The organism is Candidatus Nomurabacteria bacterium (assembly GCA_020847275.1).
In the GTDB taxonomy this organism is placed as follows: domain Bacteria; phylum Patescibacteriota; class Minisyncoccia; order Phycocordibacterales; family JACOZG01; genus JADLCI01.
This window is the reverse complement of record JADLCI010000007.1, coordinates 191712-215518: the sequence shown is the minus strand read 5'-3', so window position 1 is coordinate 215518 and position 23807 is coordinate 191712. Positions and strand designations below refer to the sequence as shown.

Below are 23807 nucleotides of genomic sequence, written 5' to 3'. Positions count from 1 at the left end.
TGGTTAGTTAACTTTTTTAAGTTCTACATCGAGTGCCAAACCCCGAAGCTCGTTTAGCATCACATTGAAAGAGGCTGGTAAATTAGGTAAACCAATCTCCCTCCCTTTCACGATTGAATCAAAAGCCTGTGAACGACCCACAATGTCATCCGATTTAATGGTCATCATCTCCTGCAGAATGTAGGCCGCACCATATCCCTCCAAAGCCCAGACTTCCATTTCGCCGAAACGCTGGCCACCACGTTGCGCCTTACCACCAAGTGGTTGCTGCGTAATCAAAGAATATGGTCCAATTGAACGCATGTGGACCTTGTCTTCCACCATGTGATCAAGCTTCAAGATACACATGTAACCAATGGCCACATCTTGATCAAATGCCTTACCCGTCTTGCCGTCAAACAATTTGACCTTACCACTTTCAGGGAAGCCGGCCGCCTTCAACTCCTCTCTCACTTCTTGCGCCGTTGCCCCAGTAAACGGTGGTGTAATTGCTTGATAATTAAGTGTATGCGCCGCCAGCCCAAGATGCATTTCAAAGATTTGGCCCAGGTTCATTCGGCTCGGCACACCAAGGGGAGTGAGCACAATATCGATCGGTGTTCCGTCAGCCATGTGAGGCATGTCCTCAATAGGCAAGACCCGAGAAACAACGCCCTTGTTACCGTGCCGACCAGCAAGTTTGTCTCCAACCGAAACATTACGCAATTCAGCCACCTCAATGTGAATTCTCTTGGTAATACCGGACTCTAGTTTGTCACCCTTCTCCCGAGAGAAGACTTTCACTGAGATCGCTTTACCTTTTTTACCATTTGGCAAACGAAGTGAAGTATCCTTCACATCTCGCGATTTCTCGCCAAAGATGGAGCGAAGTAAGCGCTCCTCCGGCGTTAACTCGGTTTCACCTTTTGGTGTAATCTTACCAACCAAAATGTCGCCGGGACCCACCTCCGCGCCAATCCGGATAATACCCTCTTCATCTAAATTGCGAAGTTTCGTCTCACCGACATTTGGAATATCGTGGGTTGTCACTTCTGGTCCAAGCTTTGTGTCCCGGACATTCACCGTAAACTCTTCAATATGAATACTTGTAAACTTGCTCTCCCGCACCAATCTTTCAGAAATAATAATCGCGTCTTCGTAGTTCGCGCCATCAAGTGACATAAACGCAACCAGAGCATTCTGACCCAGAGCCAACTGACCGCCAACAGAAGATGAAGTGTCAGCCAAAACTTGCCCCTTCTTTACCTTGTCGCCAAGCGAAACGAGCGGTCGCTGGTGGAAAACAGTGTTGTTATTAGTTTTAACAAAGTTGGCGAGTCGATGTGAAGTTTTCTCACCCGCTTCGTTCGTCACCACAATCTCGCGCCCATCAAGCCCTGTAACCGTCCCCGCCAGAGCACTAAGCACTAGCCGTCCGGAATCACGGGCCACGCGATCTTCAATACCTGTGGCCACAAGTGATGTTTCCGGAATCACGCAAGGGATTGCCTGTTTTTGCATGTTGGAACCCATCAACGCGCGATTGGCATCATCATGTTCCAAAAATGGAATAATTGAGGTAGAAACAGAGAAAGGCTGATAGGGCGAGACTTCAAACAAGGTCACTTTTTCGCGTGAAGCTGTTGTCGGTTGACCATGAACGCGAACATCCACGATCTTGTTGACGATAGACTTCTTTTCATCTAACTGCGTTGCGCCGTGAGCGATAACCATCTTCTCTTCGTCTAAAGCATTCAGATAGACCAGCTCATCAAGCACAACACCACCATCGACCTTACGATAAGGTGTCTCAATCACACCGAAACGATTAACCCGTGCGTAGTTAGATAAGTGTAGGATCAAACCGATGTTTGGTCCCTCCGGGGTATGAATTGGACAAACCCGACCGTAATGGGACGGGTGAACGTCTCGGACCTCTAGACCAGAACGCTTACGCGTGAGACCGCCAGGGCCGAGAGCTGATAAGGTACGCAAATGCTCCACCTCACTCAAGATATTCTTCTGATCCATAAATTGCGCCAGCTGGTTGGTCGTGAAGAATTCTTTAATCTTGGCCTGTAGTGGTCGTGGATTAATAAACTGGATCGGCATGGTAGTAGAAGAATCAACTGTGGACATACGATCTTGAATATTTCGACGCATCTGAAGCATCCCGACGCGCAATTTCTGTTGAAGCATTTCCCCCACCGAGCGAATACGCCGTAAACCGAGGTGATCAATATCGTCTGCCTCCGCGGCATGATCATTATTAAGTTTGATGACATGACTCACGATCTGCACGAGATCGTCGCTGGATAGTCGGCGTTCGTATTCATTTCCTTCTAAAGCCTGTCTACCAAATCGGGTGTTGAAACGAAGACGCCCAACTTCAGAAATGTCATAACGTTCGCGGGAGAAAAGTCCGGTCAAAAATTCTCGAGCATTCTGGGGGGTAGCGAGATCACTGTCTCGTAATCGTTTATAAATCTCAAGATAAGAATCATCGGCCGTTTTGGCGTGGTCTTTTGCTAAAGAAGTCTTAACATAATCAACCTCGCTTTCGCTTGTAACAGTGGCGAACAAGTTTACGATCTCCCCATCAGTAATCTGCTTCCCCTCGAGATCCGCCAAGACACGGAGCAGAGAAATGAACGGAAACTTTCGCTTACGATCAATCCGAACATAAATCGTATCATCGGCTTCCGTCTCTAATTCAATCCAGGCACCGAGAGCAGGAATAACCTTCGCGCCAAAATAGCGTTTGCCCCGAAGTTCGTTCTTGGTAAAGAAGATACCGAAACTGCGCGCCAATTGAGTAACAACCACCCGTTCGTTGGCATTAACCACGAAAGTGCCGTGCGGAGTCATTAGTGGCATATCGGCGAGGAAAAGCTCTTGTTCTTTTTCCTCATTAATAATTTTGTTCTTCAGCTTAACCTTAATCTTGAGCGCTGCCTCGTAAGAAAGCTGGTTCGCCTTGGCGTAATGTTCATCAAACTTTGGTTGTTCTAATTGGAAACCGGTGAATTCCAATTCAAATTTTTTCTCCGAGTAGTCTTTAATTGGTGAAAATTCTTTAAAAATATCCTTGAGTCCGTCGCTCAGAAGCCAATCATAGGAAGTTTTCTGCATACCGACGAGGTCGGGCAATTCTGTTAGCGGTTCTTGATAGCGGGCAAAATATTTTTTACGCATAAAAAACGGAGGTAAGATTAAATCTCCTTAGATGAATAATAAAGTTTGCTAAAAACAAGAAAACGAGGATGGTGGCCGTAACTCAATCGTTGAGAGAGTATCTTAGCATATCTGTATTTCCTGTCAAACAAGTTGTGGATAGCTAGATATCCTTCTTAATCCGCCATCGGTCGATTTCCTTATGATTTCCTGACAGAAGTACACTCGGCACTCGGTAATTTTTTCCTCTGTGTCGCAAGACTTCTGGCCGAGTATAAACTTCCGAACTAGAAATCCGACCCTCTTCCAGAGAGGCAAATTTACCAAGAACCCCCTCTACTTGTCGTGCCGTCGTGTCCATCAGAATTAATGCCGCCAATTCACCGCCGGTTAGAATGTACGGCCCAACAGAAATCTCTTCGGCTTTTAAAATTTTTTTCACCCGCGCATCCACCCCTTCATAACGACCGCAAATCAGAACGATGTCATTATATTTTTTGGCCATTTTAATCCCCTCCTGATTATTGAATTGTCTCCCAGCTGGAGAAAAAATAATAATCTTTGGCTTATCGGCTTTTATTTTTTTAATGGCTCTTAGAATTGGCTCCGCTTGTAAAACCATCCCCGGCCCGCCTCCGTAGGCTCGCGCGTCTACTGGTTTATAACCACTCGCATTTTTTACCCCAACATAATCTCTAGGGTTGTAGAATTTTATTCTAACCTTTTTATTTTTTATCGCCCTCCCAAGAATCGAACTGGAGATATATGACTCCAAACTTTCTGGAAAGAGAGTAACCACATGAAAGGTAAGCATCTTGACAATATAGCATAATTATGTAAGCCTGCAAACAGTGTAGAATTGTTTCATTGACAACAAAGAGACGAAAAAGGAGATAGCTTATGCAGGAATCAGAAATGAAAACGAGAATCAGAGAACTCACCGAAAAGGTGTTGCGAAAACGGAAAGAATTGCTCGAGCGACCAAGCTCTAGCAAAGATCGGCCGATGCTTGAAGGGCTGATTGAGGAAATTCACCAGCGAAGTCTTTTACTCACATCAGTCAAGCAGGAAAACCCGGAACTCTACGAGCGTTTAGCTCAGGAGGTTTTAATTGGCTAGGACGAAAACCACTAGACCGCTCACGCTTTCTCGTGTGGCGGAGGTCCGACTCCGCTTACCCACCGCAAGCCCGACGGGCCGGCGAATTCGGGAGCTCTTAAGATTCTTGGTCACACTCAGTGGTCAAGCCGTTGTCGAGATGGGTCGGGTCGTTAAGCCCGGCCTGACAGTCAAGAAAGATGCGGACGGTAAGCGAGTCATCGATGTTTCTCTCGCTATTCCGGCTAATTCTTGGGCAGATGTGGAGGAGGCTAAAAACTTCCTCGACCCAAACCGCCCGCGCCGCCGGAAACGAGGTGGAGGAGAATCCGAACTCGAATCGCTGAATAAACCTAGTGCATCTTGGCTTGCGAGGCCATCGCACCTCAAGCTCAACAGCTATGGTTTGCTCGGCATAGAGGAACGTCCAGAGAAACTGCCCCTGCTAATTTTCCGATTAGTAGAGGAGTACCCCTATCAAGAGGACGGGGAAGAAAAGAGGTTTCGCTGGATTCTACCACCGCTCTATCTACAGGGAATGATTATGCGTTGGGTTCCTTCGGCACAGCGAGCCTTGTTGCCAAGATCAATGCAACAGGGCGCCTGTCAAGAAGTGGCTCAACAAATCATCTCTCACTGGAGTCTTCAGGAAGACCCATCGCAACCATCCACCTCTTTCCCCTCCTTTACCGAACGAGAACCGGAAGAACGCCGACGACAATGGCGGGAAGCCCTATTACGTCTATCCCGCCGCACCGAACCATTTCCTCGGCGCAAACACAGAGGCGAAATGGTGATTGATGATCCGGACGTCAAACTGTTTCGTGATGGTCCTTATCCAAAGCGGATGACGGCCCGTTTCATCGGTAGCGATGATGCGCTAGTCTGGCAACGAAGGCAGAGTAAACAACTCTATGTTTCATTGCCAGTCTGGAAGGGGGTTGGCGACGGTTCAAACCTCCTTCGTTTCCTGGAGCAAGAACAGCGTCCGGGCAAGGTCAATTTCTTCTGGTGGCGAGACTGTTTAGAGGAATTTGCTCCTCTGTCGGCTTGGCCCACCGCCACGCTAAGGGCGAGGGATGACCTCTTAATGGTTGCCGTTTCTGATGAAAAGGGCCGCCTGCAAGACTGGCTCTCCGAATCAGACCGACGGGTTTGCTGGTCGGTGATTACCGAACGACAAGTCCAAGGTCAACCAGAGTTCTATCTCCAAATCACCACCCAGGTTAAGGTCAAACCACGACTGCGACCAAATCTTCTGACCGTCTTACCAACATTGGAAGATGGTGGTGGTGGACCGGAAGCCGGCTTCCGTTACGCTCTAACCCAAGAAGGCAGAATCTGCTCACTTGGCAGAGAAGTGGTTGACCCGATTCCGACTGGCCCGATCAAACACGGTCGTTCTTGGCGCAAATCACGCCAGCAACGAGCAATACGGGCTGGCCGAAAGATTGCTGACTTGGCGAACAAGTTCGATGCTAATCTCGCGATTGGTGAGCCCGCCTGGCCAGATAAACGGAGCGGTGACACCGACACCAACACCATAAATAGTCGCTGGAACTACTCTGCTCTAATCTGGGCAATTGTTAACAAGGCGGCAGACCATCGTGATCCCGTTGCGATTGTAGCGCGAGTCAGCCCGTTTGAACGGCGAAAGGTCTGTCAAGATGCCGAGCCACTGGACAAGCAAATCGTCGCCGTGGCTCAAATTGCTTGGGCGAACTGGAAAAACAAGGGAAAACCTCGTCTCGTTTGCTCGTCAGTGAACAAGTAAACATTTGGTCTTTAGTTTCTAAAAAACCCCGATAGTTAATTGCTATCGGGGTTTTTTCTCTGTTTAATTAATAAGTAATGTCTGTCACCGCTCACAATCACCGCAGTGGTCGCATTATTCGCCAACAGGTATCCTACGCCAACAGTTTGACAGCGCTAAAAAGTGCCCGTGAACTTATCACCACGAAAATTACCAACAGCCAACGTTTGATTGGCGCTTATCTTTCCAGTCGACAAAAAGCTGGTCACAATCAAGTAGAAATTCTAACCTCCACAACTAATCGTCTGGCTAATTTGGTCGCCCGTTGTGCTGTAGCAGATGACAGGTCAACAATTTTCCAACTTGAGGCTCAGGCGGCACGGTTTTATTGGCGGGCCTTCGGGCTGATATCACACCAAAAATTAGACTGGAAACGCGTTCATCCACATGCCACCGACCCACTTAATGTCCTGCTCAATTTTCGAAAAATTCTGGCTTTGTTAAACAGCCGTTATCAAACTTACTTCTGGTATAAGGGCCGATGTGAGAAATTAGAGAATATCATCAAATTTGAGGCGATTAAATTACGCCAAGCAATTTTAAAAAATGAAATCTGGAAACCATATCTCCACCAGTGGGATCACCACCACCCATGTCATTAACAAAAAAACAGCCCGGCGAATTCGCTGGACTGTTGTTCTCGTCTTTGTTACAGAAATCATCTCTTCGGAGTTTTTGACCAGAAACCCCAGTCAGCGTAAGTGCTTTTCACGCCCCCACACCACCAATACTGATTGGAGTTTTGGCCTGATCGTTAAAGGTTTTATCACCAGCATTCTAGCCCCCACACCACCAATACTGATTGAAGTTTTGGCCTTATCTCCGGTCAGGTAAATTGCCAGCAAGCGAGCCCCCACACCACCAATACTGATTGGAGTTTTGGCCTGATTTACTTCAAGAAACAAGATCAGCCCTAAGCCCTCACGCCACCAATACTGATTGGAGTTTTGGCCCTGTGGGAATTTGCCCCAAATAAGCCTCGATTCGGGCACGGCAGGGGAAGAATGGAACGGTCAATTTCTGGAGTCGTGGTTTCGGGGTTCTCACCGTCCCTGATTCCCTGTGGGCCAAAATAGATTGGTGGTCAGCCACCTGGTGGCTGAAGCCTCGCCTGCGCGAGACCTGTGATTCCGAGTCATTTCTGACTATTACCGGCACTTGCCTCAAGGTTGAAAGTTCGCACTCTCAAGCCAAGGGGGCCGGTTTTTCACCCCGCTCTTTAACAGCGGGGCTCGAGGCGTGGGCACGCCCTTATTCTCTGTAACTAATTGACGAGGTACTGGATCTGGCCAGAGCCTAGCACAAGAGACTGTTTACTGTCAAATTCTAAGACTTGATATCGTTCATCACATCATCCACCGACTGTGAAGCGCTTCTGGTGGGAGTAATATCTCGAGCCACACGGGTAGAACCTTCTGGCTCGTTAATCTTAAGATTAACTCTAGCATTATGCTTCATTCCCACCACCCGGAGTAGCGTACGAATCGCCTTCGCGGTATTACCCATTCTTCCAATAATTTTACCCATGTCGGCCGGATTCAAATCTAGGGTCATCAACACCCCCATCTCATCCACCGTGCGCGTAATCTTCACATCATTTGGATTATCCACCAACGACTTAATCAAATTTTCCAAAAACTCCTGATCCTGATATTTTTCTGACATAATTTCTTAGCTTTATTACCGTATTATTATCTCTACTAATACCTCCAATTCTAGCAAAAAAAGAACACCGAGCAAACTAGTTTGCCGGCACAGCTTCAACAGGAGATTCGGCCGCACTCACCTCTTCCCTCTTCTCTTCAGTTTTAGCTTCAACCTTCTCCTCTATTTTTTCAACCGGCTTTCGTTTCGGCAAAACATTTATCTTCTTCCCTTCAATAATTTTCTGATTGATTAAAAGATTGTGAACAGTGTCCGAGACCTGTGCGCCAGCGGCAATCCAATGCTTCACTCGATCGGCCTTGATTTGGGGTTTCCCTTGCCGAGCACTGTAAGAGCCGAGAATTTCAACCACCTTACCACTTTGAGAATCCTTCTGTTTAGGCATCACAACAACCCGGAAAGACGGGTCATTCTTGCGCCCCACTCGTTGTAACCTAATCTTTAGCATATCTTTAGACTATCCACCTTAGCAAACTTGCAGATAACCGTCAAATTTGGTAGGATAAGTTTGGCCAAAATAGCTCATTTACGAGCGGAAAGTAGAGGTGATTTATGCGAGATGAACGGCCACCGCGAGGAACGCCGGTGTCCACACCAAAAACGACGTGTCTGGCTGGAATTCAACAGCCAGTGCCGATCGACCCCCACTCTGAGGAAGACAACAAGGATGTTGAGGACCCGGAATACCGCCTTATGACCCGAGCAGATTTCCCCGCGCCACCAATCAACTTCCATTAAACGTCGTTGTCACTCTCGTAATCGGCGAGGCGAGAGTAGGCGGGACCTAGCAACCCTCAAGTTGCTAGGTCCTTTTTTTTATTATAAAATCAAATTTCATGAAATATCTCGAAGGAAACCTCCGTGTCTCAGCGAAGGGAATTGGTTATGTCTCGATTGACCCAGCCGCTGGCCGGAATAGTCCAGCGGTAGAGATTGAACAAAACTTTCTCAATACCGCATTACACGGGGACCTAGTAAAAGTTTCACTTCACCCAACCAGCCCAAACGAAATTCCCACCGGCGAAGTAGTGGAAATTCTGGAACGCAAGAGATTAGACTTCGTGGGCATATTGGAGAGCGACAACGGTTTCTATTATCTCGTGCCGGACGACAAGAGAGTTTACAAAGATATCCTCGTCGCTCCTGAAAAATTGAACGAGGCCAAGGCTGGAGACAAGGTATTAGTCAGAATTGTCGAATGGCACGATCCGAAAAAAGATCCGCTTGGTGAAGTTTTGACCGTAATCGGCCAACCAGGTGATCACGAGACAGAAATGCGCTCGATTGTGTATGAGAAAGGGTTCCAGCTTGGCTTTCCCGACGGTGTGGAAACAGAGGCCGATCAGCTCAAGAAGCAAGCTGAAACAGAAATGCCCGAAGAGATAAAGAAGCGACGAGACCTGCGCGACACGCTCACGATTACGATTGATCCATTTGATGCAAAAGACTTCGACGACGCCATCTCGTTCAAGAAGTTACCAGATGGAAAAATTGAAGTGGGGATACACATTGCGGACGTGTCCCATTATCTGAAACCAGGCAGTAAGCTGGACAACGAAGCTCGAGGTCGCGCCACTTCTATCTACCTTGTTGATCGGACAATTCCAATGTTGCCAGAAGTTCTCTCCAACGATTTGTGCAGTTTGAATCCAGATGAAGACAAACTAACCTTCTCGGCCATTTTTACTTTCGATGAAAACCTTAAGATTACGGACAAGTGGTTCGGTCGAACAGTAATCCACTCCAACAAACGATTCACCTACGAAGAGGTTCAAGAAATTCTGACATCAAAAGTTGGTCTCTACTATGATGAGCTAAGCACCCTAAACAAGATTGCCTATCATCTTCGGTCAGAAAAGCTGGCAGCAGGGGCAATCTCTTTTGACCGAGATGAAATCAAGTTTGTGTTGGATGAAGACGGGCGACCAGTCAAGGTGGTTCGCAAACCACGAACCGATTCAAATATGCTGGTAGAAGACTTCATGCTTCTCGCCAACAAGGCGGTGGCCGAGTTTGTCTCCAACCTGGTAAAAGAAGCCGATCACAAATTTGTCTACCGAATTCACGACAACCCTGACCGGGATAAACTTAAACAACTCGCCAATTTCATCGGACCATTTGGTTATCGAATAAAGTTTGATACAGAGAAAATCGACCAGCGTAGCATTAATGAACTACTGAAATCTTCTCGTGGTACGCCGGAAGAAGTGATGATCCAGACCGCCACCATGCGGAGCATGTCTAAGGCTGTTTATAATATGAAAAATATCGGACACTACGGCCTCGCCTTTGCCCACTATACCCATTTCACATCGCCAATTCGTCGCTATCCTGATGTAATGGTTCACCGCTTGCTGGCAATTTACCTGACCGGAGATAAACCGAGCACAGAAATGCTGAAAGATTACGAGCAATTGGTAATCCACGCCACGCAAATGGAAATCGCCGCCTCCGAGGCTGAACGTGATTCTATTAAATATAAACAGGTAGAATATCTCGCTTCACGTGTCGGTCAAACCTTCGACGGCGTGATCTCTGGTCTCGCCAAGTGGGGCATCTATGTCCAGGAGAACGAAACTCTGGCTGAGGGAATGGTACGACTTCTCGATCTTTCAGACGATTACTATATGTTTGATGAAGCGCAATACTCCATGATTGGCAGAAACACCGGTAAGCGTTTCCGTCTTGGCGACAGAGTGAGGATAAAACTCCTCAAAGCCGACTTACGTGAGAAAATGCTCGATTTCGTCTTCGTGTAAATGTATCTCAAAATTAACGTCATCGCCGGAGCGAAGAGAGATAAGATTGAACAAGTATCAGCTGACCATTTCAATATCACCGTCCGGGCCAAAGCGGAGCAAAACTTGGCCAACAAAAGTGTCGTTCGATTAGTCGCGATTCATCTCAATATACCCGCGTCCAGAATCCGTATCGTCAACGGTCACCACTCTCCGAGCAAAATGTTGAGTGTGCGTGAAAGTGACGGTAATTAGAAAAGTAAAATTTTATAGTCTCTCTCTCAATTCTTTCTCAATAAGATCAATCCGTTCATCGGAAAAATTGTGAGAACTCTTGTGTTCTCGTAGATACTTTACTCCTCGTTCAAGTTCTCCAGCGTCAATACCAGAAAAATCTCCAGATTCATCCAAATCGCCCCGAAAGATTTCTTCAATTCGATCACGCTCCCGCTCGCTAAAGTTATGGACAGCTAATGACTGTCTAAATTTTTTAAATTCTTCCTGTGAAATTCTAGGTTTATACATCCTTGACAAATCTACTCTAATTTGTTATACTTAAATGAGTGGATAAACACCCGCTTGATTAAGAGTATAATCTAGTTGGTAGTATTGTCCAAGGCCATATTAAAAAGGAGTGCGACAATGGTTTGGCAGACTGAGAAAGAACAGATCTTTGAGGCAAAAATCCTAGGGGAACTGGGCACAGAAGTATTCGACGCAACAGCCATTTTTCACCTTCCGCGCAATACGTTCATCATTGTGGTTGATGAGACAACGGACAACAGTGGTTTTGTCGGCAAGTTGGAGAACCTGCTCACAAAACACCAACTAGAGACAGTCCGCCTGAATACTTCAAAGAAGGTCTGCTTTGTCCCAAGGAAAAGTCAGACCTGTCAGTCTCTCTTGAGATCGATTAGGTCGGCTGGCGTCAAAATTGTTTCCGCAAGAGTGGGAACCTGGACCTAGCTATCTCGGCGCCATCCTCACACATTATCCATCCTAACTGCGTGCAGTTAGGATGGGCCACCAACGTCGGCGGACGTTGGTGGTTTTTTATTTCGCGAATTGCGTGGCATCATCAAACTTAATTGAGAGCAGCTTGGAAACGCCGTCAGTGTTCATCGTCACACCATAGAGTACGCCTGCGCGACTCATTGTCTCGCGATTATGAGTGATCAAAATCAGTTGAGAGTGTTTCGCAAGATTCGCCACCATATCACCATATTTCCTGGAGTTTGCTTCATCGAGCGCCGCGTCCGTCTCATCGAGGACAAGAAACGGCGGGGGGTTAACTTGCGATAAAGCAAAGAGTAGCGCAATTGACACGAGTGCCCTCTCCCCACCAGATAGCATCTCAAGACCGCGAATCTTCTTCCGTGGCAAATTGATTCTGATATCCAAACCACTAGCCTCTTCTCCTGTTTCTACATCCCCCGCCTCATCCCCCGTTTTCCCTACCAATTTTTGTTTAACGATACTCAAATCGGCCGTGCCACCACCAAACATTAATGAGAAGAAGTCCTGAAATTGTTTATTGATTTTAGACAATCCCTCACGAAATTCATGTTCAATTTTTTCTACTAACTCGGCTATCACCACCCGCAATGATGCCCCGGCCGCCTCAAGATCGGCAATCTCCCTGGAGAGGAAGATGTCCCGTTCGCTGACTTCACGATATTCCTTTATGGTATCTCCCGACTCTATCCCCAAATCTTCTAATTTTATCTTCAATCTTTCCAATTGGTGGCGCCGCTTCTCTTGCTCTTCTCTTTTCTCGTCAACATCTGCCAAAACAAAATTTTTATAAAGTGCAACCTCCTGATCGACCAGAACTCTCGCTTCGTTCAGCTCACTCTGGAAATTAGTTTCCTCAAGCCTCAGTCTCGCCGCTCGAGAATCAAGGAGGTTCAGTTTTGATTCCAATTCTTGACGACGAGTTTTGAGATTAAAAATCTCCCGCTCGGCTTCACGCACAGATGCTATGGTTGACGCCAATTCTCTCTCTAGTTTCAGCTTCTCGGCTTCCAGTTTTTCCTCCTTTTCATTCAAATCTGCCACCCCCAACGCAAGCATCTTCTGCTCCGCTTCTAATCTCTCCATTTCCATAGTCAGCTCCATCTTCTCGTCTTTCTCCCGACCCTGTTGGAGAAAATTTTTTAGCACCTCTGTTATTTTCCGAAGAACATTACGGATGGAAAAGACGTCAGACAACTTACCCGCATCCCCAATTTCTTGTTCTAGTCGTCGAAATAAATCAGACACTTCGGTAAAAGAAAAATCCCGCTGTGATGGCAAATCAGAACTAGTCATCGCTTCTCTTTTAAGTTCAATCATCCCCTCTACTCTCCCTAGTTGGCGGCTTAGTTTTTCTTTTTCCATAACGACATTTCGCAATTCGTTCTCCACGCGCACGCGGTTAGTTTGAATCCTAACCTCAACCTCGGTTTCTTCGGTTGTCTTTTCCTTTGCTAATTTGCCAACTATTTCTCTCAACTCACCTTCCGGTGATTGTCTTTCCTCAATTAAATTTTTCTTTTCTTGAATTAAATATGACTCCTCCCGTTTTAAATATTCCAAATAAAGCCCCTTCAAGTCTCGGCGCAATTGATCCGCTTGCTCAACCTTTTCCATCTGTTTCTTAAGGAAACGTAGGTGGGGGGCAATTTCTCGACGCAGGCTCATCACCTGATTCAAATTATTTTTTGTTTGTTCTAATTTTTTTTCACTCTCCGCAATTTTCCACTGGTACAAACGTAAACCGAGCGCATCTTCCACCAGGGCCCGGCGTTCACGTGGGTTAGCAGAAAGAACGCGATCAGCCTCGCCCTGATTGATGATGTAGTGATCTGAGGCGCCGAGTGAAACACCGGCTAAGAGTTCGGTGAGATCACGATAGCGCACTATTGTCCCGTTAACCGCGTAAACATTCTGACCATCACGATAGACCTCTCGAGTGAGCTTAACTTCATCGTAATCAAAGTTGAAATATCGGTCTGAATTATCGAAGACAAGTGAAACTACGGCACGGTTAGACCGTCCCCCTGTTCCATTAAAAATCAAATCTTCCCCCTTCTGTCCCCGAAGAGATTTCAGGGAACGCTCGCCGAGCACCCAGCGAAAGGCCTCAGCGGAGTTAGATTTGCCAGAACCATTGGGTCCAACGATTGCCGTAATCGGCGAATCAAAAAGAAACTCTGTTGGCTTAGCAAAAGATTTAAACCCAGACAATTCTAACCGCTTCAAACGCATTGTTCTAAACTTAATTGTTCCACTCTTTGATAATTAAACCAAGACGCGCCGCTTCTTGTTCGGCGCGCTGTTTGGATGGTCCAGTTCCCGTGGAAATTTGCTCTTTGTTGAGATAAAGTCCGACAGTAAAAATCTTATCATGATCCGGCCCGACCTCACCCAAAACTCGATAATCCGGTGTTACACCAGAGACTGACTGTGCTTTCTCCTGAAAAAGGCTTTTGGCATCCTGCCAAAGTGCTTCCTTCACAATTTTATCTGTCTTAGGGAAAAGATAGTGATCAAGAAAATCACGCACAGCAAGATAACCTCGGTCTAAGAAAATGGCGCCGAGCACTGCTTCAAAAGTGTTTGCAAGAATAACAGAGCGAGCCCGACCAGTATCGCGTAACTCACCACGAGAAAGCAAGAGATAGTCGTTCATCCCTGCTTCCCGCGCCACAGCTGATAATGTCTCCGTATTTACCAATGCGGCACGGTAAGCAGTTAGCTCACCCTCATTCGCATCTTGATACTTAGTATAAAGATACTCCGTCGTTACCAGTTCCAAAACCGCGTCGCCCAAAAATTCCAACCGTTCATTATGCGACAGATTTATTTCTGGATGTTCGTTCAGATAAGAACGGTGCGTGAAAGCCTCACGCAGTAGATCGGGGTTCTTGAATTCCTGTTGCCAGTTCATTACTTTTTAGTAGACAAAATTCTAATTGCTTTCGTCACAAAGGGAACAACATCGTCATACATTTTTAGACCCGCGATTTCGGACAAATCAAACCAGCGGGCGTCATCCAATCCACCAGACTTTGTCAGTTTCAAAGAGTTCTTGTCCTCCGCTTCGGCCAGAAAATAAGAGACCTGTTTGCGTAATTTACCCTTCTCTGGGTCAGAAGAAATGTATTCATTGTCTGCCAGGTGGTCAAGAACTCTCACCGTTAAAGACATCTCCTCTTTGATTTCCCGAGCAACGCCGACACCCGTCTCCTCCCCCTGATTTAGATGCCCCTTGGAGAGAGTCCAGTAACCAAACATATCGTGAACAAGAGCCAAAAAAATCTGACCATTCTCACGGCAATAAACGACGGCCCCACCCAGCTTCTCCACCGGCATCTGTTCGTAGGGAATATCTCTCGGTCTTTTTTTCTTCGCGGGAACATCATCTTTCCCTGGCTCCCCCATCTCTTTGTAAATTGCCCCGAGTACACCGTTCACAAACTTACCAGAATTATCCCCGCCAAATGTCTTCGCCAGCTCAATCGCCTCATTGATTGCCACTCGCGCTGGTACTTCCTTATGGTCAGAGAAGAGAAGCTCACAGAGACCGAGCCGTAAAACATTACGGTCAATCATGGCAATCTGCTCAATCGGCCAATCTGGTGCCGCCTTAGCAATAATTAAATCCAGCTTTTCCTTCCGATCAATTGTCTCGGAAACCAATCTTTTTATAAAAACATCGTCTTCCAAGCCCGGCCCGAATTCAGCAACATTTCGTAAAATGACACCGGCCAAATCCTCTGTGGCATAACCACGCGCGTCCCACTCAAAGAGCGACTGCAGAGCAATACTTCTTGCCAGATGCCGGTTAGCCATTCTATTTTAGAAAAATTTTAAAATCCTCTCGTCCATCGACGAGCAAACTACCTCGCCTCACTTGCCACCTTTTTTCTCTTCTTGTCTTTCTTCTCTTGCTTAGACACCACATCAATCAAAACTCGGTTGCGATAAGTACCACAATTGAGACAGAGACGGTGACGTAGTTTCTGGTCACCACACTTCTCGCATTTCACTAACGGCAAAGACTTCAGCGCATGATGTGAGCGCCGATTACCAGTGTGAGATCGCGTATGCCGCATTCTTACAACCATAACGAGAATGAGTATAACAAATGACCGGTCTACTGGCAATACCCACCATTTTTTGTTATTCAAACATAAAACACTTATTACTATGTAAGTCAACTTGCTTTTCTCTGTCTTCGTAATATGATACGGGCAGTGTCCAACCAAGTGTTTGGTTGGCAAAAATGATCCTTTACTTGAAAGAGAAGGTGCTACATGTTGAAAAAGGTACTGGTGTTCGTGATGTTGCTCGGGTTCTTGATTTTGCCAGCAATCCTGTATTCGGCCCCCCAAGGCGAGTTCAGGGCGGTGACGACAACAGAAGTAACGCCACAGAAGCTCGGCGAGTTGATCCTTCCGTACCGCGGCAATGGCAACCTCTCAATCATCGTGGAAAGAGACGAGAACGGTGTCGCAGAAGGAACATCAATTGCCTTCTCGATACCCGCGCCAGCAGGATTTTCTTGCAAAAACATCGGCTGGGAGTTTCCTCTCGGCGCCGTACCCGAAAAACTTCTCGGAGCTGATTCCATCACCAGAGAGATGGGGCTATCTGGACAGGCGCAAGTGTCCGTCGTGGAGAAGAAATTGGTCATCGAGATCATCTCCGACAAGACGAGACACGTCTTCATCATCCCCTGGAACGACGGCTTCTCCTACGACGGCGACGAGTACAACGAGTTCACAGAAGAATACGGCCTTGTTGTCCTCACGAAAATGGACACCTCGACGCCACAAGCTGACTCAGCTGAATGTCCGGGTGGACGCTGTGATTGTGGCCAAGATCGATGCGAAGCCTGTTGCTCCGCTGGTTACCACCCACTCTGCAGAAGCTGCCAAACGAATAGCCAGAACTGTGGCTGCTTCAGAAACCGCACCCAAACCACCCCGGAAGTGGCGATGAACATGGAGGCTTACGAATCAGACCCGGCCTAGCCTTTCTCTGGTTTACTCATCCCCCCGCTGAATGATTTGTTTAGCGGGGGGATTTTTTTGTAAAAATTCTACGACAGAATGTCTCCCGATGAATTGGTGACAAACCAAACCTCTCTAATGCCAGATAGTGATATTTCGTGCCATAACCCTTGTGTTTTTCTAAACCATAATCTGGATATTTTTTCGCTAAACCAATCAACCAACGATCTCTAATCACCTTCGCCACAATAGAAGCCAACGCAATCACGGGCTCACTCTCGTCGCCACGAATAATCGTCTGCTGATTCTGGTATCGATCCGGGGCACGTAAACCACCATCCAATAAAATGCGACAAGTTTCTGGGTTGACATTTAATTCTTCCAGGCCCTTATCAAGACCATGACTAATCGCCGAGACAATCCCATTCCGATCAATAATCTTATTACCAACCAATGTGACAGCGAAAAACAGCCTCCCCGAATCACGTTCCGTCTTTAGTTTTTGAAACCAAATTTCCCTATTTTTTCCGCTCAGTTTTTTTGAATCTCTTACACCACTAAAATACTCCCCCAGATTAGAAATCTGTTCTAAATCCACCACCACCACACCGACCGCAACCGGACCGGCAAGTGGACCACGACCCGCTTCGTCAATCCCGACAACATAACGAGGTCTGGGCATAATTTACCCAAACTCTAACACGAAAACGGTCGAGATTTAAACCGAGTCAAAACAGACTGTCAATCCCCTGTCGAACCCGCGTCAAATATTGTTATACTCACTCTATGTCGGAAACTAGTTTTGTTCATCTTCATGTCCATTCGCATTACTCTCTGCTAGATGGTCTATCCAAGATCCCCGAACTGGTTAAGAAAGCGAGGAGCCACGGCATGCCAGCGCTTGCTCTGACCGACCACGGCAACCTCTATGGTGCAATTGAATTTTATAAAGAATGCGTTACGAACCAGATCAAACCAATCATTGGCGTGGAAGCCTATGTCGCCACCCGCGGTAGAACAGACAAGGAACCACACCTTGATGCGCGTCGCTTTCATCTCACACTCCTTGCAAAAAATCTGACTGGCTATAAAAATCTCCTCAAACTTGTCTCGCAAGCTTATCTTGAGGGATTCTACTATAAACCAAGAATTGACAAGGAACTTCTGCGTGCCCATCACGAGGGACTAATCTGTCTCTCTGGTTGTCTAGCGGGCGAATTGTCTAGAGCGGTGTGGAACAAAAATCAAGAGGAGGCGAAAAAAGTTGCCACCGAATATCAGGAAATCTTCGGGGCGGAAAATTATTTCATCGAGATAATGCATCATCCGAAAATTGAACGGCAACTAGAAATCAAAAAGGATTTAATTGCTCTGGCAAAAGAGTTGAACATTCCACTGGTTGGCACCCAGGATACACATTATCTAGAGCCAACGGACGCTGAAGCTCAAGATACGCTGGTTGCCATCCAGACTGGCGCCTTCTCTGACGAAACAAAACGTTTTACAAACAAGGAGGAAGATTTCTCTCTAATCTCTCCCACCCAAGCTCTTGAATATTTTCAAGACGCCCCCGAGGCGGTAGAAAACACCTTGAAGATTGCCGCGATGTGCGACCTTAAACTAGAACTTGGAAAATGGGTTTTTCCTAATTTCCCAGTTCCCGCTGGCTCGAATTATGATATGGAACTAGAAAACCTGGGACGAGAAAAACTCACGGAATATCTCGCGCACCATGTGACGCGCGAAGCGGAAGCAAAGACCCGTTTTGATTACGAACTAGGCGTGATAACCAAGAAGGGTTACTCGCCATACTTCCTCGTCGTTGCAGATATCATCAGCTACGCTCGGGCGAACGGAATCTTTACCAACACTCGTGGATCGGCTGCCGGATCTTTCATTTCTTTCCTCATCGGTATTACCAATGTCGATCCACTGTTCTACGAACTACCATTTGAAAGATTCCTAAATGCCGAACGTCCTTCACCGCCAGACATTGACATGGACTTTGCCGACAAACGACGGGATGAGATTATTGATTATGTAAGACAGAAATATGGTCCAGAAAAGGTAAGTCAGATTGGTACCTTTGGCTCCATGCTCGCACGCGGTTCTGTCCGCGATGTCGCGCGCGCCCTCGGTTTCCCCTATGGCGTAGGAGACAAAATTTCCCGTCTCGTACCCCTCGGTTCTCAAGGTTTCCCAATGACCATCAACCGAGCGCTCGATAGCACACCAGAATTAAAAGAACTATACGAAAAAGACAAGGACACACAAAAGATTATAGATCTGGCAAAAAAAATTGAAGGTGGCGCCAGACACATCTCGGTTCACGCCGCAGGCGTAGTAATCTCTCCCACCGAACTCACTGACTATGTACCACTACAACTTGACCCAAAGGGCGGTAAGACAATTACCCAATATGACATGCATGCGGTGGAAGACGCCGGCCTCCTGAAATTTGATTTCCTGGGCATCCGTAATCTTTCTATCCTGGAAGATTCTGTTCGGTTGGTACGACAAATTCTCAAAGAAGAAATCGAGATTGAAAAAATTGCATTGGACGACAAGAAAACCTTCCAGATGCTTGCTAGAGGAGAAACAATCGGTCTCTTCCAGTTGAACGGTTCGGGGATGACGAAGTGGCTGAAAGAGCTAAAGCCATCCAACATTTTCGATATCAATGCCATGGTGGCGCTCTACCGTCCAGGGCCGATGGAATCAATCCCCGAATACATTAAGCGTAAGCATAATCCCAGTCTGGTGCGCTATCTGGACCCAAGGATGAAAGATATTTTGAAACATTCTCACGGGGTTCTCACCTACCAAGACGATGTGATGTTGGTAGCAATTCAGCTTGGTGGTTATTCTTGGGTTGAAGCTGATAAGTTACGAAAAGCTATGGGCAAGAAGATACCTAAGGAAATGGAAGCCCAACGGGAAAAATTGTTGGCTGGTCTGGTAAAGAATGGAATGAGTAAGAAGAAAGCGGAAGAATTGTGGCACCTAATTGAACCGTTTGCGGCCTATGGCTTCAATAAGGCCCACGCCGCAAGCTACGGCCGCGTGGCCTATCAAACAGCTTACATGAAGGCAAACTACCCAGCTGAATACATGACGGCTGTGCTCTCGGCCGAAGCCGGAAACATTGAAACAATCGGCGAAACAATTAAGGAGTGCGGACGAATGAAACTACCGGTCTTGCCCCCAGACGTCAATGAAAGTTTTGACGATTTCACAGTAGTGAAAAACCATTCTGGAGACAAGATCCGGTTCGGATTAATTACTATCAAGAACCTAGGAACCGAAATTGCAAAAGCCGTGGTGGAGGAACGTCAACAGAATGGCAACTATCAATCAATCGCAAACTTCTTAGAACGCATAAAACACAAAAACTTGAATCGAAAGTCACTGGAAGCACTGATCAAGGCGGGCGCATTAGATAGCTTAGGTGATTCTCGAGCGACATTGCTTGCTAATCTAGAGCAACTAATCGCTTATCACCAAGAGACTCTTAAAACGAATGAGAATCAAGATTCTCTGTTTGGTCAGATGTCTGACCAGTCAAGCATCCCTCAACTGCGACTCAACGAATCACAGGATGTGGATGCAAAAAGTAAGTTGGCTTGGGAAAAAGAATTACTCGGACTCTATATTTCTGGCCATCCCTTAGATGCCTTTGGCGACAAATTCAAAAATAACGAACACACAATCAGCCGCGCAAAGGAATTTAAAGAAGGGGCGAGCCTCTTCGTCGGTGGAATTATTGAAGATGTTCGTAGTATCAATACCAAGAAAGGCGATCAAATGGCCTTTGTCCGCTTGTCTGACTATACTGGCAGTATTGAGTGCGTTGTCTTCTCTAGAACCTATGGGCAATTTAAAGAACTCTTGCATCCAGAGAGGTGTGTCGCCATCAAAGGGCGGCTCTCCGTCCGAAATAACGAACCAAGTGTCGTCGTCGAGAGTTTGAAGGAGTTGGTATAGTTTCCCTTCTTTGTGCTAGGATAAATCAACTATGGAAGAACGAGATCATAAGAAGATCGGGCCACAGCTGGGCCTATTTTATATCGACCCAGTCGTCGGAAAAGGTTTACCTATTTTCCTACCCAGGGGCGCAACGGTCAAACGCCTTTTAGAACAATTCATTATTGCCGAGGAAATCAAACGCGGTTACCTTCATGTCGAGACACCGGACATCGCGCGACTAGAACTTTACAAGAAGTCTGGCCACTACCCTCATTACAAGAATGACATGTACGCCCCAATTGTGATTGATGATGACGAGTTTATGCTCCGGCCAATGACCTGTCCACATCACTTTCAACTTTACCTGTCGCAACCACATAGCTATCGTGAACTACCAATGAGAATTGCCGAGATCTCTAAACTGTATCGTTACGAGCAATCGGGCGAACTAATGGGCCTGCAGCGTGTTCGCGCCTTCTGTCTATCTGACGCTCACATAATTTGTGCTTCTGAAGAACAGGCTGTACTAGAAATGGGTAGGGCCCTTGATTTGATCGAATACGCCAACAGAATGCTTGGACTGGAAATGGGTAGAGACTACAATTATCGCCTCTCGCTTGGTGATCGAAACAACACGGAGAAATATCATCAAGATGATGCCGGCTGGGATAAGTCGGAGAATCTCCTGCGCAAACTGATGCAGAATCGTGGTGTCGAGTTCTCTGAGGCAAAAGACGAGGCGGCTTTCTATGGTCCAAAAATTGACGTTCAAATGAAAAATGTAAACGGAAAAGAAGACACCGCCTTCACGGTTCAGTATGATCTCTGCATGCCATCACGATTTGACCTTAAATATACCGGCGAAGACGGCAAAGAACATTCCTGTTTTGTAGTTCACCGTTCCTCTATCGGCTCTATCGAACGGACAATCGCTTTTCTAATTGAGAAACATGCCGGGGCTTTCCCGGTGTGGCTCGCCCCGATACAGGCCGTCATCTTGCCCATTGGCGAAGCGCACCACGATTACGCAAAAAAAATCTTCTCTGAACTACAGCAAAACAAGGTCCGCGTTGAATTGGATTTGAGCAACGAAAGCTTGGGTAAGAAAATCAGGAATCAGAAGAGCCAAAAAATTCCCTATCTAATTGTGATTGGTGATCAAGAGATGAGAGACCAGAAACTGACGGTCGAATTACGAGACGAAGAAGACGGAAAAAGCAAGTGGGAAGGAATTAGTGTCGAAGAACTTAGCGGCAAACTTAATAAGTTATCCCCAATTTAAACATCCAAATTAGCCATCTTCGCGTGTGTTTGGATAAACAGTTTTCGTGGCTCCACTTCGCCACCCATCAGGATAGTAAAAATTTTGTCAGCCTCTGAAGCTTCGTGAATATTGACCTGTTTCAAAATCCGTTTTGTCGGGTCCATTGTTGTCTCCCACAATTCTTCCGGGTTCATCTCTCCCAAACCTTTATAACGCTGAATTGAAATTTTCTTCGTCTTGATCTTGCTCCCTTCTTCCTCGTTATCCTCCGCGAGCTCCTCCTCCCCGTTTGCCACGTCCCCGCCAAAATTCTTCACCACCCTTAACTTCTCCTCATCAGAGTAAGCGTACTGAATCTCCTTCCCTTGTTTAATCTTATAAAGTGGCGGTTGAGCAATATAGATGAAGCCCTGTTCGATCAATGGTCGGAAATAACGGTAGAACAAAGTGAGCAAGAGAGTACGAATGTGAGCACCATCAACGTCCGCATCGGTGGCAATGATGATCTTGTGGTAACGCAATTTTCCAACATCAAAGGTATCACCGATAGATGTTCCCATCGCTATAATTAGCGACTTAATCTCAGCGAAGGCGAGCATTTTATCTAACCTTGCTCTTTCAACATTAAGAATTTTACCTTTCAGGGGCAGAATCGCCTGAGTACGTCGATCGCGTCCCTGTTTACCAGAACCACCAGCCGAATCACCCTCTACGATAAAGAGCTCTGCTTCTTCGGCATCCTTAGTCTGACAATCAGCAAGCTTACCAGGCAGGGTCATACCCTCAAGCGCCCCTTTTCGGAGAATACTATCCTTAGCCGCTTTGGCGGCCTTACGCGCCCTAAGGGCCAAAGTGACCTTACCAATGATGCTACGAGCATCATCTGGATTTTCCTCCAAGAAAAGCTGCATGGCTTCACCGAAAACACTTTCCACCGCTCCGCGCACCTCGACATTACCGAGCTTTGCCTTAGTTTGCCCTTCAAACTGTGGATTACGCAACTTAACCGAAACCACGGCAGTAAGGCCCTCTCGCACGTCTTCGCCGGTAAAATTATCGTCTTTTTCTTTAATTAAATTATTTTTTCTGCCGTAATCATTAAGCGTCCTAGTCAATGCCGTGCGAAAACCGGTTAAGTGGGTACCGCCTTCCGGTGTAACGGTGTTGTTGGTATAGCTAATCTCTCGTGCCGTAATATCGTCAACGTACTGGAAGGCAACCTCTACATTCACATCATCTTTTTCTCTCTCGACGTAAAAAATATTCTTATGGAGTGGTGCCTCAGTTTGATTATAAAATTTCACCAGAGATAACAACCCTCCTTCGAAGTAAAAAGTCCGCGTAGGCAACTCCAACCCTAGTTGGCTGAGATACAGAACCTGATCGTCTTCGATCTTGCCTTTATAGCCCCTCGCGTCAATAGTCCGCACCCGAAGACCCTTCACCAGATAGGCTTGCCCGCGGAGATGATTCACCACCTTTTCCCAATCATATACGAGGTGGGAAAAAATTTGAGCATCGGGCTTGAAGGCCACAACCGTACCATGCTCGTCCGAACGAGCGACCTTCTTTACCGCGGCCTTACGTTTACCCCGTGAATATTCTTGGAAATGCTTTCCCCCATCACGATAAACCTCCACTCGCGTCCATTCCGACAACGCATTCACCACCGAAGCCCCCACACCATGCAGACCTCCAGAAATTTTGTATCCCTCACCTTCAAATTTGCCGCCAGCGTGAAGTGTTGTCATGACCGTCTCAAGAGCTGAAACCTTAGTCTTCTGATGAATCGCAACGGGAATACCCGCCCCATTATCAGCAACCCGAACAACATCGCCCGGTAAAAGAGCGACCTCAATCTCATTGCATGAACCATTCATTGCCTCATCCCGAGAGTTATCAAATATCTCCACCAATAGATGATGTAACCCCTCTGGACCAGTTGAGCCAATGTACATTCCAGGCCGCTTACGCACTGGCTCTAGACCCTCCAGAACAACAATATCATCGGCGTCGTAATGACGTGTTTTAGCTTCTTTTTTTACCATTTTTTAACCTGTTCTTTACTCCAATTTTAGCATATATTGGGTTGTGCTACAATGTTCCAAACT

20 protein-coding genes and 1 CRISPR repeat array are annotated in these 23807 nt (G+C 46.7%); of the genes, 9 read left to right on the top strand and 11 right to left on the bottom strand.

Going from position 1 to position 23807, the window contains the following annotated elements; genetic code table 11:
* Window positions 1–3: 3 nt before the first annotated feature.
* Together IT398_02485 and trmD are read right to left on the bottom strand one after the other, a co-directional pair.
* Window positions 4–3174, bottom strand: coding sequence for a DNA-directed RNA polymerase subunit beta (locus IT398_02485; protein ID MCC6290907.1), 3171 nt, complete (start codon window positions 3172–3174; stop codon window positions 4–6).
* Between the two features lie 142 nt (window positions 3175–3316).
* Window positions 3317–3967, bottom strand: coding sequence for a tRNA (guanosine(37)-N1)-methyltransferase TrmD (gene trmD, locus IT398_02480; protein ID MCC6290906.1), 651 nt, complete (start codon window positions 3965–3967; stop codon window positions 3317–3319).
* A gap of 86 nt (window positions 3968–4053) precedes the next feature.
* Between trmD and IT398_02475 the strand changes: the two genes are divergently transcribed.
* The 3 genes from IT398_02475 to IT398_02465 all read left to right on the top strand — a co-directional run bounded on the left by IT398_02475 (window position 4054) and on the right by IT398_02465 (window position 6666).
* Window positions 4054–4272, top strand: coding sequence for a hypothetical protein (locus IT398_02475; protein MCC6290905.1), 219 nt, complete (start codon window positions 4054–4056; stop codon window positions 4270–4272).
* A 106-nt stretch (window positions 4273–4378) separates the two neighbouring features.
* The gene (locus tag IT398_02470; GenBank protein ID MCC6290904.1) at window positions 4379–6025 is read left to right on the top strand and encodes a hypothetical protein; all 1647 of its coding nucleotides are present in this window, start codon (window positions 4379–4381) and stop codon (window positions 6023–6025) included.
* A 77-nt stretch (window positions 6026–6102) separates the two neighbouring features.
* A complete protein-coding gene (locus IT398_02465) occupies window positions 6103–6666 on the top strand; it encodes a CRISPR-associated endonuclease Cas1 (protein MCC6290903.1) in 564 nt (187 codons plus the stop codon).
* A 109-nt stretch (window positions 6667–6775) separates the two neighbouring features.
* Window positions 6776–7018: a CRISPR direct-repeat array (repeat unit 40 nt; unit sequence GCCCCCACACCACCAATACTGATTGGAGTTTTGGCCTGAT).
* A gap of 372 nt (window positions 7019–7390) precedes the next feature.
* Here IT398_02465 and IT398_02460 read toward each other — a convergent pair.
* Both IT398_02460 and rpsP read right to left on the bottom strand, forming a co-directional pair.
* Complete coding sequence (locus tag IT398_02460; protein ID MCC6290902.1) at window positions 7391–7729, bottom strand: KH domain-containing protein; 339 nt, start codon at window positions 7727–7729, stop codon at window positions 7391–7393.
* A 76-nt stretch (window positions 7730–7805) separates the two neighbouring features.
* The gene (rpsP, locus tag IT398_02455) at window positions 7806–8177 is read right to left on the bottom strand and encodes a 30S ribosomal protein S16 (GenBank protein MCC6290901.1); all 372 of its coding nucleotides are present in this window, start codon (window positions 8175–8177) and stop codon (window positions 7806–7808) included.
* A gap of 388 nt (window positions 8178–8565) precedes the next feature.
* On the opposite strand from rpsP, the gene rnr reads away from it, so the two are divergent.
* Window positions 8566–10488 carry a ribonuclease R gene (rnr, locus tag IT398_02450; protein MCC6290900.1) on the top strand — a complete coding sequence of 641 codons (1923 nt, stop codon included), beginning with the start codon at window positions 8566–8568 and terminating at the stop codon, window positions 10486–10488.
* The gene (locus IT398_02445) at window positions 10489–10722 is read left to right on the top strand and encodes a DUF167 domain-containing protein (protein ID MCC6290899.1); all 234 of its coding nucleotides are present in this window, start codon (window positions 10489–10491) and stop codon (window positions 10720–10722) included.
* Between the two features lie 12 nt (window positions 10723–10734).
* Here IT398_02445 and IT398_02440 read toward each other — a convergent pair whose 3' ends face one another.
* Window positions 10735–10992 (bottom strand): hypothetical protein, encoded by a 258-nt coding sequence (locus IT398_02440; protein MCC6290898.1) that lies wholly within the window; start codon window positions 10990–10992, stop codon window positions 10735–10737.
* Between the two features lie 117 nt (window positions 10993–11109).
* On the opposite strand from IT398_02440, the gene IT398_02435 reads away from it, so the two are divergent.
* Window positions 11110–11433, top strand: coding sequence for a hypothetical protein (locus IT398_02435; protein ID MCC6290897.1), 324 nt, complete (start codon window positions 11110–11112; stop codon window positions 11431–11433).
* A gap of 87 nt (window positions 11434–11520) precedes the next feature.
* Here IT398_02435 and IT398_02430 read toward each other — a convergent pair whose 3' ends face one another.
* The 4 genes from IT398_02430 to rpmF are packed head-to-tail and all read right to left on the bottom strand — an operon-like array spanning window position 11521 to window position 15578.
* Entirely contained in the window at window positions 11521–13716 is a 2196-nt protein-coding gene (locus IT398_02430) for an AAA family ATPase (GenBank protein MCC6290896.1), read from the bottom strand.
* A 10-nt stretch (window positions 13717–13726) separates the two neighbouring features.
* Window positions 13727–14398 (bottom strand): ribonuclease III, encoded by a 672-nt coding sequence (gene rnc, locus IT398_02425; protein ID MCC6290895.1) that lies wholly within the window; start codon window positions 14396–14398, stop codon window positions 13727–13729.
* Window positions 14398–15303 (bottom strand): transcription antitermination factor NusB, encoded by a 906-nt coding sequence (gene nusB / locus IT398_02420; protein ID MCC6290894.1) that lies wholly within the window; start codon window positions 15301–15303, stop codon window positions 14398–14400. The genes rnc and nusB overlap by 1 nt, the downstream gene beginning before the upstream one ends.
* A gap of 47 nt (window positions 15304–15350) precedes the next feature.
* Window positions 15351–15578, bottom strand: a complete 228-nt coding sequence (gene rpmF, locus IT398_02415) for a 50S ribosomal protein L32 (protein MCC6290893.1) — start codon at window positions 15576–15578, stop codon at window positions 15351–15353.
* A 189-nt stretch (window positions 15579–15767) separates the two neighbouring features.
* On the opposite strand from rpmF, the gene IT398_02410 reads away from it, so the two are divergent.
* Complete coding sequence (locus tag IT398_02410; protein ID MCC6290892.1) at window positions 15768–16487, top strand: hypothetical protein; 720 nt, start codon at window positions 15768–15770, stop codon at window positions 16485–16487.
* Between the two features lie 40 nt (window positions 16488–16527).
* On the opposite strand, the gene IT398_02405 is transcribed toward IT398_02410, so the two are convergent.
* Window positions 16528–17148: a ribonuclease HII gene (locus IT398_02405; GenBank protein ID MCC6290891.1), complete on the bottom strand. Its 621-nt coding sequence runs from the start codon at window positions 17146–17148 to the stop codon at window positions 16528–16530.
* Between the two features lie 104 nt (window positions 17149–17252).
* Between IT398_02405 and dnaE the strand changes: the two genes are divergently transcribed.
* Together dnaE and thrS are read left to right on the top strand one after the other, a co-directional pair.
* Window positions 17253–20450, top strand: coding sequence for a DNA polymerase III subunit alpha (gene dnaE, locus IT398_02400; GenBank protein MCC6290890.1), 3198 nt, complete (start codon window positions 17253–17255; stop codon window positions 20448–20450).
* A 31-nt stretch (window positions 20451–20481) separates the two neighbouring features.
* Window positions 20482–21714: a threonine--tRNA ligase gene (thrS, locus tag IT398_02395; protein ID MCC6290889.1), complete on the top strand. Its 1233-nt coding sequence runs from the start codon at window positions 20482–20484 to the stop codon at window positions 21712–21714.
* On the opposite strand, the gene gyrB is transcribed toward thrS, so the two are convergent.
* A complete protein-coding gene (gene gyrB, locus IT398_02390; protein ID MCC6290888.1) occupies window positions 21711–23744 on the bottom strand; it encodes a DNA topoisomerase (ATP-hydrolyzing) subunit B in 2034 nt (677 codons plus the stop codon). The two genes, thrS and gyrB, sit on opposite strands and share 4 nt — an antisense overlap.
* Window positions 23745–23807: the final 63 nt, after the last annotated feature.